Source organism: Streptomyces sp. NPDC085932 (assembly GCF_044540525.1).
In the GTDB taxonomy this organism is placed as follows: Bacteria; Actinomycetota; Actinomycetes; order Streptomycetales; family Streptomycetaceae; genus Streptomyces; species Streptomyces levis.
Genome location: NZ_JBITSJ010000004.1, coordinates 384,067 through 397,028, shown reverse-complemented (window position 1 = coordinate 397,028; position 12,962 = coordinate 384,067). Strand labels below are relative to the sequence as shown.

11 protein-coding genes are annotated in these 12,962 nt (G+C 73.9%); 8 read left to right on the top strand and 3 right to left on the bottom strand.

The features are described 5' to 3' along the window. Positions 1–29: 29 nt before the first annotated feature. The gene (locus ACIGAQ_RS22070; protein WP_399785898.1) at positions 30–1,163 is read right to left on the bottom strand and encodes an acyl-CoA dehydrogenase family protein; all 1,134 of its coding nucleotides are present in this window, start codon (positions 1,161–1,163) and stop codon (positions 30–32) included. A gap of 378 nt (positions 1,164–1,541) precedes the next feature. Here ACIGAQ_RS22070 and ACIGAQ_RS22065 point away from each other — a divergent pair, with 378 nt between their 5' ends. From ACIGAQ_RS22065 to ACIGAQ_RS22055, 3 genes are read left to right on the top strand one after another with little or no spacing between them, the layout of a single operon-like run. Then, a complete protein-coding gene (locus ACIGAQ_RS22065) occupies positions 1,542–2,570 on the top strand; it encodes a DUF5819 family protein (RefSeq protein WP_399785253.1) in 1,029 nt (342 codons plus the stop codon). Continuing rightward, entirely contained in the window at positions 2,567–3,781 is a 1,215-nt protein-coding gene (locus ACIGAQ_RS22060; protein ID WP_399785250.1) for an HTTM domain-containing protein, read from the top strand. The genes ACIGAQ_RS22065 and ACIGAQ_RS22060 overlap by 4 nt, the downstream gene beginning before the upstream one ends. Beyond that, on the top strand, positions 3,778–4,527 hold the full coding sequence (locus tag ACIGAQ_RS22055; protein WP_399785247.1) for a TrmH family RNA methyltransferase: 750 nt from the start codon (positions 3,778–3,780) through the stop codon (positions 4,525–4,527). Before ACIGAQ_RS22060 ends, ACIGAQ_RS22055 begins: the two co-directional genes overlap by 4 nt. Before the next feature lie 69 nt (positions 4,528–4,596). On the opposite strand, the gene paaN is transcribed toward ACIGAQ_RS22055, so the two are convergent. Beyond that, positions 4,597–6,288 (bottom strand): phenylacetic acid degradation protein PaaN, encoded by a 1,692-nt coding sequence (paaN, locus tag ACIGAQ_RS22050; protein ID WP_399785244.1) that lies wholly within the window; start codon positions 6,286–6,288, stop codon positions 4,597–4,599. Between the two features lie 160 nt (positions 6,289–6,448). Between paaN and ACIGAQ_RS22045 the strand changes: the two genes are divergently transcribed. Together ACIGAQ_RS22045 and ACIGAQ_RS22040 are read left to right on the top strand one after the other, a co-directional pair. After that, positions 6,449–7,966, top strand: a complete 1,518-nt coding sequence (locus ACIGAQ_RS22045) for a 3-hydroxyacyl-CoA dehydrogenase (RefSeq protein ID WP_311682507.1) — start codon at positions 6,449–6,451, stop codon at positions 7,964–7,966. Further along, a complete protein-coding gene (locus ACIGAQ_RS22040; RefSeq protein WP_311682505.1) occupies positions 7,963–8,571 on the top strand; it encodes a TetR/AcrR family transcriptional regulator in 609 nt (202 codons plus the stop codon). Before ACIGAQ_RS22045 ends, ACIGAQ_RS22040 begins: the two co-directional genes overlap by 4 nt. A 40-nt stretch (positions 8,572–8,611) precedes the next feature. Here the strand turns inward: ACIGAQ_RS22040 and ACIGAQ_RS22035 are convergent, their stop codons facing one another. Continuing rightward, a complete protein-coding gene (locus tag ACIGAQ_RS22035; RefSeq protein ID WP_311682889.1) occupies positions 8,612–9,094 on the bottom strand; it encodes an Lrp/AsnC family transcriptional regulator in 483 nt (160 codons plus the stop codon). Between the two features lie 188 nt (positions 9,095–9,282). Between ACIGAQ_RS22035 and pdhA the strand changes: the two genes are divergently transcribed. Genes pdhA through ACIGAQ_RS22020 form a run of 3 tightly spaced genes read left to right on the top strand, consistent with a single transcriptional unit; the run spans position 9,283 to position 12,955 of the window. After that, the gene (gene pdhA, locus ACIGAQ_RS22030; protein WP_399785240.1) at positions 9,283–10,422 is read left to right on the top strand and encodes a pyruvate dehydrogenase (acetyl-transferring) E1 component subunit alpha; all 1,140 of its coding nucleotides are present in this window, start codon (positions 9,283–9,285) and stop codon (positions 10,420–10,422) included. After that, the gene (locus ACIGAQ_RS22025; RefSeq protein WP_399785237.1) at positions 10,419–11,423 is read left to right on the top strand and encodes an alpha-ketoacid dehydrogenase subunit beta; all 1,005 of its coding nucleotides are present in this window, start codon (positions 10,419–10,421) and stop codon (positions 11,421–11,423) included. The genes pdhA and ACIGAQ_RS22025 overlap by 4 nt, the downstream gene beginning before the upstream one ends. Next, positions 11,423–12,955 carry a dihydrolipoamide acetyltransferase family protein gene (locus ACIGAQ_RS22020; RefSeq protein WP_399785234.1) on the top strand — a complete coding sequence of 511 codons (1,533 nt, stop codon included), beginning with the start codon at positions 11,423–11,425 and terminating at the stop codon, positions 12,953–12,955. Before ACIGAQ_RS22025 ends, ACIGAQ_RS22020 begins: the two co-directional genes overlap by 1 nt. Positions 12,956–12,962 lie beyond the last annotated feature (7 nt).

Sequence of the window (12,962 nt, the reverse complement as noted above, 5' to 3'; positions counted from 1 at the left end):
GGTGGGGTGACGGGATCCCGCGCCCGGGCTCAGGCCAGGGGATGTGCTGCCAGGAGGTCGCCCAGGGCCTCCTCGTGCGCGGCCGCCGGGCCGAGCGACAGTTCCAGGTACTTGGCCCAGGCGTGATAGCGGTGCAGCGGGTAGTCCACGTCGGCGCCGAACCCGCCGTGCAGGTGCTGCGCGGTCTGCACCACCCGGCGCACCCCCTCCGCCGCCCAGATCTTGGCGACGGCCACGTCACCGGTGGTGGGCAGCGCGCCCGGCGCTCCCGAGGCAATCCGCCACGCGGCCTGCCACAGCGTGGCCTCCATCGCGCGCAGGTCGATGTAGCGGTCGGCCGCCTGTACGGCGACGGCCTGGAAGGTCGCGATGGGGTGCCCGAACTGTTCCCGCCGGCCCGCGTAGTCCGCGGTCATCCGCAGCACCCGCTCCCCGAGCCCGAGCGCCAGCGCGCACGTCCCGGTGGCCAGCAGGTCCCGCAGCCCGTCCCACGCCCCCTCGGCGTTGATCACCTCCCGGGCGGCGAACCGCGCCGACTCCAGCCGCAGCTCGCCGAGGCGCTCGCCGCTGGTGGAGAACTGCTCGGCGAGGACGGTGCCCTCGTGTCCGCGGGGGACCAGGGCGAGCACGGTCCGGCCGGTCCCGGTGTGCGCGGGGACCAGCGTGACGTCCGCGTCGTGGGCCCACGGCACCGCCGTCTGCACCCCGTCCAGCACCCACGCCCCGCCGTCCCGGCGGGCGGTCACGGCCAGCTCGGCCGGGTCGTGGCCGGTGCGGCCGTGCGCGGCGACGGTGAGCACGGTCTCGCCCCGGGCGGCCCCGGGCAGCAGGGCGGACGCCGTCTCCGCACTGCCGTGGGCCTGCACGGTGGCGGCGGCCGCGCTGCTCTCCAGCAGCGGCACCCGGGCCAGCACCCGGGCCGACTCCCGCAACACCAGGCAGAGCGCGACGGCGTCCAGGCCCGCCCCGCCGTAGCGCTCGTCGAGCAGCAGGCTCAGCAGGTCCGCGTCGGCGAGCCGGTCCCACAGCGCGCGGTCGTACGTCTCGGCGACGGCGCCCGGGGTGAGGGCCGGGCTGGGCACGGCGTCGGGGGCGACCCCGGCGAACACGCCCTTCGCCGCCTCGGCCGCCGCCTGCTGCTCCTCGGAGAAGGTGAAGTCCACGGTGCCCGTCCTTCCGGCGATCCCGTCGAGCTGACGGTGCGTCAAGATAGAACAGGTTCTAGGAGAAGGGAATGGGCGTACGGGCGGGCGCCGTAGGGTGTCACTCCTCGGGACGACCGGCCGGGGCGCCCTGTGGATAACCTGCGGGGGTCCTCTGTGGGGCGGGGGATCGTGGCCCGGGTGGGGCCGGGGGACCGTACGGTCGGCCTGCGGGGTGTGGCGACGGCCACGGCCCGGACCGGTCGGCAGGGGCTGTGCCGGGGTGGGTGGCCTGAGTACCGTGCCGGTGCCGGGATCGCGCGGTGGTGCGCGTGCGGTGCGACGCCCTCGCGGCCGGGCGGACGGAAACGACGGACCGGGATCGTGGAACGGGGCGGAATGGACGCGTACGACGAGGGCTCGACCGCCCGGAAAGGCCCGGACGCGCCGGCCCACCCGGGCCCGCCGCCCGAGCCGGTTCGCCCGCCCGAGCCAGGGCCGCCGCCCGAGCCGGTTCGCCCGCCCGAGCCGGGTCCGCCGCCCGAGTCGGATCCGCCGCGCGAGCCGGGTCCGCCGCCCGAGTCGGGTCCGCCGCGCGAGCCGGGTCCGCCGCCCGAGTCGGGTCCGCCGCGCGAGTCGGTTCGCCCGTCCGAGCCGGGTCCGCCGCGCGAGTCGGTTCGGTCGCCCGAGTCAGGCCCGCCCCCCGAGCCGGGCTCGCCGTCCGGGTGGTCCGGGACGTCCTCGGGCTCGCAACCCCCGGGCGATTCCCTCGCCGGGATCGCCGTGCTGTCTCTGCCCTACCGGATCGTCGTCGCGCTGGCCCTCGCGGTCGTCGCGGTCGGGGTCTGCGTGCACGTCGGGATGACGTTCCTGCACGTGGCGCCGGCGAACACCGTCAGCAGGGAGCACGGCGAGGCCGTGGACGACTGGATCTATCCGGAGTTCGAACAGAACTGGAAGCTCTTCGCCCCCAACCCGCTGCAGCAGAACATCTCCGTGCAGGTCAGGGCGTCGGTGCGCGGGACGGACGGCATGACGATCACCAGCGGCTGGTACGACCTGTCCGCCGAGGACGGCCGGGCGATCGACGGCAACCCGCTGCCCAGCCACACCCAGCAGAACGAACTGCGCCGCGCCTGGGACTTCTACGTCGCCACCCACGACAGCCAGAACCGCCCGGTGGGCCTGCGCGGCGCGCTCTCCGAGGCGTATCTGCGCCGGATCGCGGTCCTGCGCCTGGACCGCAACGACGCGGTGCGGGCCACGACCGGGGACGGCGGTGTCCTGGAGCGGGTGCAGGTGCGCTCGCGCACCAGCAACGTGCCCCCGCCGGAGTGGAGCCGGGAGAAGGTCACCACGACACCGTCCTACCGGGAGCTGCCGTGGTGGAAGGTGCCCCGCGACGAGGCCCTGGGAGGCGTGCGGTGAACCGCTTCACGCTGGCGCTCTCGCGCGGCATCGCCCGGGTCACCGAGTCCGCCCTCGGCCCTCACCAGACCGCCGTGATCCGCATCGGTTTCAGCGCCACCTGGCTGCTGTTCCTGCTCCGCGAGTTCCCCCACCGCCAGGAGCTCTACGGCCCGGACGGCCCGTGGAGCCGGGACCTCGCCGAGCAGCTGATCGGCACGAACGGCGCCTTCACCGCGCTGATGTGGTTCGACGGCCGCGTCTGGTTCGAGACCGTCTACGCGCTGGCCGTCCTCGCGAGCGTCCTGCTGCTGCTGGGCTGGCGCACCCGCACGATGTCGGTGCTGTTCATGGCCGGCGTGCTGTCGCTGCAGAACCGCAGCGTCTTCATGGGCGACGGCGGCGACAACGTGCTGCACCTGATGTCGATCTACCTGGTGTTCACGCGCTGTGCCCAGGTCTGGTCGCTGGACGCCCGCCGGGCCGCCCGGGCCCGGGCGGCCCGGATACGCGGCGAGCGGGTCACCGACCGGACGGGACCGGCGCTGTGGGCCGTGCTCGGCTGCGCGCTGCTCGCCGTCACCCTGGCCGGCCGGATGCAGGGTGACTGGCTGATCCCGGCCCTGCTGTGGACCGTGTGGACGGCACAGGCCCTGTGGTGGCTGGCCGGCCGCCGGGCCGGCTCGGGCGAGCCGCGGATCGTGCTCGACGTCGTCGCCGACGTCGTGCACAACGGCGCCCTGCTCGTGATCATGGCCGAGGCGTGCCTGATCTACGCGACGGCGGGCTGGTACAAGATCCAGGGTTCCCGCTGGCAGGACGGCACCGCCGTCTACTACCCGCTCCAGCTGGAGTCCTTCTCCCCGTGGCCGGCCCTCGCCGACCTGCTCACCGCCAGCGGCACGCTCGTGATGCTCGTGACCTACGGGACGGTCCTCGTCCAGGTCGCCTTCCCGTTCACGCTGTTCAACCGGCGGGTGAAGAACGTCCTGCTGGCCGTCATGATCATCGAGCACGCGGCGATCGCGGTCGTCCTCGGCCTGCCGTTCTTCTCGCTCGCGATGATCGCGGCGGACGCGGTGTTCCTGCCCACGGCGTTCCTGCGCCGCCTGGGCTCCTGGACCGCCCGCGCCCGGGACCGGGTCCTGCGCCGGAGGGCCGAGCGGGTGCGCGTGCCCGGGCAGCGCGGCCGGGAGAGCCCCGAGACCACGCACGTAGGCTTCGGGGCATGACCGACCCCGTCGCCGACTGGCACCGGCTCGCCGCCACCACCGTCCTGCTCGACGGCTTCCACGCCCTCAAGCACGCGCTGCGGTTCGGCGCCGAGGTGCCGGTGGCGGTCACCGCGGACCGGACGGCCGCGCTCGCCCTGGCGGACGAGCTGGCCCCGGACGTGCGGGACGCGCTGGCCGCGCTGCTGACGGAGGTCCCGCACGGGACCTACACCTCGCTCGTGCCGCGCCCGCACCCCACGGCCGTGGCCGCCCTGGCGGTACGGCCCTCGCGCGAGTCCCACCTGGCGCGCCTGGCCCGTACGCCCCGCACGGCCCCGGTGGTGGTGCTCGACAATCCCCGCAACCTCGGCAACGCGGGAGCGGTGATCCGCCTGGCCGCGGGCCTCGGCGCGACCGGAGTGGTGACGACGGGCACGGTCGACCCGTGGCACCCGACCGTCGTGCGCGGCGGCGCGGGGCTGCACTTCGCGACGGCGGTGGAGCGCCTGACGGTCGGCGAACTGCCGCCCGGGCCCCTCTTCGCCCTGGACCCGGAGGGCGACGACCTGCGGGGCGTGACGCTCCCCGACGACGCCGTCCTCGCGTTCGGCTCCGAACGCGCGGGCCTGTCACCCGAACTGCGCGCGCGGGCGGACCACTTGCTGTCCCTGCCGATGCGCCCCCAGGTCAGCAGCTACAACCTGGCGACCAGCGTGGCCATGACCCTGTACCACTGGAGCGCGGGTTTCGCAGCGCCCCTGTAGGGGCGCGGGAACCGCGCGAGCAACCACGCACCACCGGCACTCGCGCTACTCACCGCCCCCCCCGGGCTCCTAGGCCTCCCTGCGCACCTCGACCACCCGGAACCGGTTGGCCACGAACGCCCCGTCACACAGCGCCGCACTGGCCGCCGGATTCCCACCGGACCCGTGGAAGTCGGAGAACGCGGCCGTCTGGTTCACGTACACCCCGCCGGTCAGATTCAGCGACAGCTGCGCCGCCTCCTCCAGGCACGCCTCCCGCACGGCCTCCTCGACCTCCGGGTCGGTCGTGTACGCGCCGACGGTCATCGCGCCCTTCTCGCGCACGGTCCGCCGCAGCAGCTCCACCGCGTCCGTGGCCGAGTCGACGGCCACGGCGAAGGACACCGGCCCGAAGCACTCGCTCATGTACGCGGCCTCCGCGTCCGGCTTGGCCCCGTCCAGCTTCACGATGACGGGCGAGCGCACGACCGCCCCCGGGAAGTCCGGGTTGGTGATCTCCCGGGAGGCCAGGGCGACCTCGCCCAGCCCGGCCGCTGCCTCCAGGCGGGCCTTCACGTCCGGGTTGACGATCGCGCCCAGCAGGGCGTTGGCCCGGGCGTCGTCGCCCAGCAGCCCGTCGACCGCCCTGGCGAGGTCCGCGGCGACCTCGTCGTACGACTTGGGGCCCTGGTCCGTGGCGATGCCCTCGCGCGGGATCAGCAGGTTCTGCGGGGTCGTGCACATCTGGCCGCTGTACAGGGACAGCGAGAACGCCAGGTTGGAGAGCATGCCCTTGTAGTCGGACGTGGAGTGCACGACGACCGTGTTGACGCCGGCCTTCTCCGTGTAGACCTGCGCCTGGCGGGCGTTGGCCTCCAGCCAGTCGCCGAACTCCGTCGAGCCCGTGTAGTCGATGATCCGGATCTCGGGGCGCAGCGCGAGCGTCTTGGCGATGCCCTCGCCGGGGCGCTCGGCGGCCAGCGCCACCAGGTTCGGGTCGAAGCCCGTCTCGGCGAGCACCTCGCGGGCCACCTGGACGGTGAGCGCGAGCGGCAGCACCGCGCGCGGGTGGGGCTTGACCAGGACCGCGTTGCCGGTGGCGAGGGAGGCGAACAGGCCCGGGTAGCCGTTCCACGTCGGGAAGGTGTTGCAGCCGATCATCAGGGCGATGCCCCGCGGGACCGGCGTGAACTGCTTGGTCAGTGCCAGCGGGTCGCGCTTGCCCTGGGGCTTGGTCCACTCGGCGTTGTCGGGCGTGCGCACCTGCTCCACGTACGCGTACGCCACCGCCTCCAGGCCGCGGTCCTGGGCGTGGGGGCCGCCCGCCTGGAACGCCATCATGAAGGCCTGGCCGGAGGTGTGCATGACCGCGTGCGCGAACTCGTGCGTCCGGTCGCTGATGCGCTTGAGGATCTCCAGGCAGACCACCGCGCGCTGCTCGGCGCCCGCGTCCCGCCAGGCCCGCTGCCCGGCCCTCATGGCGGGCAGCAGCACGTCGAGGTCCGCGTGCGGGTACGTCACGCCCAGGTCGATGCCGTACGGGGACGTCTCGCCGCCCACCCAGTCGTCCGTCCCGGGCTGGCCGAGGTCGAGACGGCTGCCGAGCAGGGCGTCGAAGGCGGCCTTGCCCGCCGCCGCGTCCAGGCTGCCGTTCTCCCCGTAGGCCTTCGGGTGCTCGGGGTGCGGGGACCAGTACGCGCGCGTGCGGATCGCTTCCAGCGCCTGGTCGAGGGTGGACCGGTGCCGGGCGATCAGCTCGTGCGCCGAGAGTGCGGCGGTCATGGGTGACCAACTCCTCGTCTCAAGAACTCCTCGTCGAGTTCATGACCTGGGCAGAAACCTGGGCAGGAACACTCGGACAGAGCTAGAGTAACCGAACGATCGGTCGGTTCAAGGGGGTCCGCCGCATCTGTGGAAAACCCCGTGCGGGAGGATCGCGCACATGACAGCACTCGACCTCAGCAGCCCCGTGGCCGTCGTCGGCACCGGCACCATGGGCCAGGGAATCGCCCAGGTCGCGCTGGTCGCGGGCCATCCGGTACGGCTGTACGACGCCCTCCCGGGGCGGGCGCGGCAGGCGGCCGACGCGATCGGGGCCCGGCTGGACCGGCTCGTCGAGAAGGAGCGGCTCACCGCCGCCGACCGGGACGCCGCCCGGGCCCGTCTGCTGCCCGCCGAGACCCTCGCCGAGCTCGCCGACTGCGCCCTGGTGGTCGAGGCGGTCCTGGAGCGGCTGGACGTCAAGCAGGAGCTGTTCCGCGAGCTGGAGGGCATCGTCGACGACGACTGCCTGCTCGCCACCAACACCTCGTCGCTGTCCGTCACGGCCATCGGCGGCGCCCTGCGCGTCCCGGGCCGCTTCGTCGGCCTGCACTTCTTCAACCCCGCCCCGCTGCTGCCGCTGGTCGAGGTCGTCTCCGGCTTCGCCACCGACGTCACGTACGCCACGCGCGCGTACGAGACCGCCCGCGCCTGGGGCAAGACGCCCGTCGCCTGCGCCGACACCCCCGGCTTCATCGTCAACCGCATCGCCCGGCCCTTCTACGCCGAGGCCTTCGCGGTGTACGAGGCGCAGGGCGCCGACCCGGCCACCATCGACGCCGTGCTGCGCGAGTCCGGCGGTTTCCGCATGGGCGCGTTCGAGCTGACCGACCTGATCGGCCAGGACGTCAACGAGTCCGTCACGCGCTCGGTCTGGGAGTCCTTCTTCCAGGACGTGCGCTTCACTCCGTCTCTCGCCCAGCGCCGTCTGGTGGAGTCCGGCCGGCTGGGCCGCAAGACGGGCCAGGGCTGGTACGACCACGGGGACGGCGCCGAGCGCCCCGAGCCGGACACGGCGGAGCGGCGGCAGCCGCCCGCGTACGTCGTCGCCGAGGGCGACCTCGGGCCGGCCGGCGACCTGCTCGCGATGATCCGGGAGGCGGGCGTCCAGGTCCGCGAGGAGGACGAGGACAACGGCACCCGGCTGGTGCTGCCGAGCGGCGGCCAGCTGGCCCTCGCCGACGGGCAGACCTCCGTGGAGTTCCGGGACGTCGTCTACTTCGACCTGGCCCTGGACTACCGCAAGGCGACCCGGATCGCCCTGTCCGCCTCCCAGGACACCGCGCCGCAGACCCTCGCCGAGGCCGTCGGCCTCTTCCAGGCGCTCGGCAAGAAGGTCACCGTCATCGGCGACGTGCCCGGCATGATCGTCGCCCGCACGGTCGCCCGGATCATCGACCTCGCGCACGACGCGGTCGCCAAGGGCGTCGCCACCGAGGAGGACATCGACACCGCGATGCGCCTCGGTGTCAACTACCCTCTGGGTCCCTTCGAGTGGAGCCGCAGGCTCGGCCGCTCCTGGGCCTACGCGCTCCTGGACGACCTGCACCTGCGCGACCCCTCGGGGCGCTACGCGCCGTCCCTCGCGCTGTACCGCCACGCCCACGCCTCCGACCAGCGGGAGGGCAACGCCTCATGACCACCGCCAGGCGCGACACCTACACCCCCGACACGCTGCTGTCCGTCGCGGTCCGGGTGTTCAACGAGCGCGGCTACGACGGCACCTCCATGGAGCACCTGTCCAAGGCGGCCGGCATCTCCAAGTCCTCGATCTACCACCACGTCACCGGCAAGGAGGAACTGCTGCGCCGGGCCGTCAGCCGGGCCCTGGACGGTCTCTTCGGCATCCTCGACGAGGAGCACGCGCGCGTGGGCAGCGCCGTCGAACGGCTGGAGTACGTCGTGCGGCGCATGGTCGAGGTCCTCATGGCCGAACTGCCCTACGTGACGCTGCTGCTGCGGGTGCGCGGCAACACCGACACCGAGCGGTGGGCCCTGGAGCGGCGCCGCGACTTCGACCACCGGGTCGCCGACCTGCTCAAGGCGGCGGCTGCGGACGGGGACGTGCGCGAGGACGTGGAGGTCCGGCTGGTGACCCGGCTGGTCTTCGGGATGATCAACTCCATAGTGGAGTGGTACCGGCCGGACGGCCGCGGCATGGGCGAGCGCGAGGTGGCCGACGCGGTGGTGCAGCTGGCGTTCGGCGGACTCCGCAAGAACGGCGGACTCCGCAGGAACGGCTGAATCACGCGGGAGGGGCTGCGTCACGCGGGAGCGGCCCGGCTCAGCCCTGCGGCTCCAGGTCCTCCTCCTCGAAGACCAGCAGCGTGCGCGAGCTCAGCACCTCCGGGATCGCCTGGAGCCGGGTCAGCACCAGCTCGCGCAGCGCCCGGTTGTCCGAGACGTGCACCAGCAGCAGCACGTCGAAGTCCCCGCCCACCAGGGCGATGTGCGAGGCGCCGGGCAGCTGCCGAAGCTGCTCGCGGACCGTGCGCCAGGAGTTCTGCACGATCTTCAGCGTGACGTACGCGGAGGTCCCCTGACCTGCCCGCTCGTGGTTGACGCGGGCACCGAAGCCGCGGATCACCCCGTCCTCGACGAGCCGGTTGATCCGGGCGTAGGCGTTGGCGCGCGAGACGTGGACGCGCTCGGCGACCGACCGTATCGAGGCGCGGCCGTCCGCCTGGAGCATGCGCAGGATGTCCTGATCTATGGCGTCCAGCGGCCGGGCCGGAGGGGTGCCTCCGTCGTCGCGGCCGTCGGCCATTTGTTCAGATGCCACCTGCGCCCGCCTCCCGGTGATGGACGTACTGCGTCCATCTCAGGCTGTGGAGAACCGTTTGTCCACAGCCTGAGGCCACCCGTAGCCAAAATGTGCCGACGACCGAACAATCGGTAGGTGAGGCGCGTCACAGGCGACGTGCCTCCAAGCCGCTCCCACGAGGAGGTGCCGTCATGACGGTCATGGAGCAGCGGGGCGCGTACCAGCCGACCCCGCCGCCCGCATGGCAGCCCCGGACGGATCCCGCGCCGTTGCTGCCCGACGCCGAGCCGTACCGTGTCCTCGGCACCGAGGCGGCCGCCAAGGCCGACCCGGAGCTGCTGCGGACGCTGTACGCCCAGCTGGTCCGCGGCCGCCGGTACAACGCGCAGGCCACCGCCCTCACCAAGCAGGGCCGCCTCGCCGTCTACCCCTCCACCACCGGCCAGGAGGCCTGCGAGGTCGCCGCCGCGATGGTGCTCCAGGAGCGCGACTGGCTCTTCCCGAGCTACCGCGACACCCTCGCCGTGGTCGCCCGCGGCGTGGAGCCGGCCCAGGCGCTGACGCTGCTGCGCGGCGACTGGCACACCGGCTACGACCCGTACGAGCACCGGGTCGCCCCCCTGTCCACCCCGCTGGCCACGCAGCTGCCGCACGCCGTGGGCCTCGCGCACGCCGCCCGCCTCAAGGGCGACGACGTGGTCGCGCTGGCCATGGTCGGCGACGGCGGCACCAGCGAGGGCGACTTCCACGAGGCGCTGAACTTCGCGGCCGTCTGGCAGGCCCCGGTCGTCTTCCTCGTGCAGAACAACGGCTTCGCGATCTCCGTCCCGCTCGCCAAGCAGACCGCGGCCCCGTCGCTGGCCCACAAGGCCGTCGGCTACGGCATGCCTGGCCGCCTGGTCGACGGCAACGACGCCGCGGCGGTCCACGAGGTCCTCTCCGACGCCGTGCGCCACGCACGCGCGGGCGGCGGCCCCACCCTCGTCGAGGCGATCACGTACCGCATGGACGCCCACACCAACGCCGACGACGCGACCCGTTACCGCGGCGACGCCGAGGTCGAGGCCTGGCGCGAACACGACCCGATCGTGCTGCTGGAGCGCGAGCTGACCGCGCGCGGCCTGCTCGACGAAGCCGGCATCGAGGCCGCCCGCCAGGACGCCGAGACCATGGCAGCCTCCTTGCGCGAGCAGATGAACCAGGACCCGGTCCTCGACCCGATGGACCTGTTCGCCCACGTCTACGCCGAGCCCACGCCCCAGCTGCGCGAGCAGCGGGAGCAGCTGCGGGCCGAGCTGGAGGCCGAGGCCGAGGAGGGCACGCACCGATGACCACCGTCGCCGTCAAGCCGGCCACCATGGCCCAGGCCCTCACGCGCGCGCTGCGCGACGCGATGGCCGCCGACCCCGCCGTGCACGTCATGGGCGAGGACGTCGGCACCCTGGGCGGCGTCTTCCGCGTCACCGACGGACTCGCCGAGGAGTTCGGCGAGGACCGCTGCACGGACACCCCGCTGGCCGAGGCGGGCATCCTCGGCACGGCCGTCGGCATGGCCATGTACGGCCTGCGCCCGGTCGTGGAGATGCAGTTCGACGCGTTCGCCTACCCGGCGTTCGAGCAGCTGATCTCGCACGTCTCCCGGATGCGCAACCGCACCCGCGGCGCGATGCCCCTGCCGCTCACCATCCGCGTCCCCTACGGCGGCGGCATCGGCGGCGTCGAGCACCACAGCGACTCCTCCGAGGCGTACTACATGGCGACTCCGGGGCTCCATGTCGTCACGCCTGCGACCGTCGCCGACGCCTACGGGCTGCTGCGCGCGTCCATCGCCTCCGACGACCCGGTCGTCTTCCTGGAGCCCAAGCGGCTCTACTGGTCGAAGGACTCCTGGAACCCCGAGGAGCCCGCGCCCGTTGAACCGATCGGCCGCGCGGTGGTGCGGCGCTCCGGCCGGAGCGCCACGCTCATCACGTACGGGCCGTCCGTACCCGTCTGCATGGAGGCGGCCGAGGCGGCCCGGGCCGAGGGCTGGGACCTCGAAGTCGTCGACCTGCGCTCGCTGGTGCCGTTCGACGACGAGACGGTGTGCGCCTCGGTGCGGCGGACGGGACGCGCGGTCGTGGTCCACGAGTCGGGCTCCTTCGGGGGCCCGGGCGGGGAGATCGCGGCCCGGGTGACGGAACGCTGCTTCCACCACCTGGAGGCGCCGGTGCTGCGCGTGGCCGGCTTCGACGTCCCGTACCCGCCGCCGATGCTGGAGCGCCACCACCTGCCCGGTGTGGACCGGATCCTGGACGCCGTGGGGCGCCTGCAGTGGGAGGCCGAGAGCTGATGGCACAGGTGCTGGAGTTCAAGCTGCCCGACCTCGGTGAGGGGCTCACCGAGGCGGAGATCGTGCGCTGGCTGGTCGAGGTCGGCGACGTCGTCGCCATCGACCAGCCGGTCGTCGAGGTCGAGACGGCCAAGGCGATGGTCGAGGTGCCCTGCCCCTACGGCGGCGTGGTCACGGCCCGCTTCGGCGAGGAGGGCCAGGAGCTGCCCGTCGGGGCCCCGCTGATCACGGTGGCGGTCGGGGAGCGGTCGCCGTCCGGCGGCAGCGCGGACCCCGGCGCCGGGAGCCCGTCCCGGTCCGGCGGCGAGGGCTCGGGCAACGTCCTGGTGGGCTACGGCACGTCCGAGGCCCCCGCGCGGCGCCGCAGGGTGCGGCCGGGCCGGCCGGTGACGTCCGCCACCGCGGGGGCCGGGGCGGCCCCGGGCGGCGGTACGGCAGCGGCCGAAACCCGGGTGGCCGGGGCCGGAGCGGCCGGGACCGCACGTATCGACGCGGCCGTACCGGCGGTGGCCGACGGCACCAGCGGCCCCGTGAACGGGCACGCGGGCGCTGTCGCCCTCGACGACGGCCCCGTCCCGGTGATCTCGCCCCTGGTGCGCAGGCTGGCCCGGCAGAACGGCCTCGACCTGCGGGAGCTGACGGGTTCCGGCCCGGACGGACTGATCCTGCGGGCGGACGTGGAGTACGCGCTGCGCGCGGCGGGCCGGGGCAGCACGGCGGCACCGGCGGCGCAGCCGCACGTGCCGCAGCCGCACGCGCCGGTACCGCAGCCGGCGGACGCGGCCGGTGCCGCGCGGGCCGCGGGCCCGGCCGCCCCGGCGACCCGGTCCTCCGCCACCACCGGCGAGATCCGCACGCCGCTCAAGGGCGTGCGCGGCGCCGTCGCCGACAAGCTGTCCCGCAGCCGCCGGGAGATCCCGGACGCGACCTGCTGGGTGGACGCGGACGCCACGGAGCTGATGCGGGCGCGCACGGCCATGAACGCGGCCGGTGGCCCGAAGATCTCCCTCCTGGCCCTGCTGGCCCGGATCTGCACCGCCGCCCTGGCCCGCTTCCCCGAGCTCAACGCCACGGTCGACACGGAGGCCAGGGAGATCGTCCGGTTCGACCACGTGCACCTGGGTTTCGCGGCGCAGACCGACCGCGGGCTCGTCGTACCGGTCGTCCGGGACGCGCACGCGCGCGACGCCGAGTCGCTGACCGCGGAGTTCGCCCGGCTGACCGAGGCGGGCCGGGCCGGGACGCTGACGCCGGCGGAGCTGACCGGCGGCACGTTCACGCTGAACAACTACGGCGTCTTCGGCGTCGACGGCTCGACGCCGATCATCAACCACCCCGAGGCCGCCATGCTCGGCGTCGGCCGCATCGTCCCCAAGCCGTGGGTGCACGAGGGCGAGCTGGCGGTGCGCCAGGTCGTCCAGCTCTCGCTCACCTTCGACCACCGGGTGTGCGACGGCGGCGTGGCGGGCGGTTTCCTGCGGTACGTGGCGGACTGCGTGGAACAGCCGGCGGTGCTGTTGCGGACGCTGTGATTCCTGT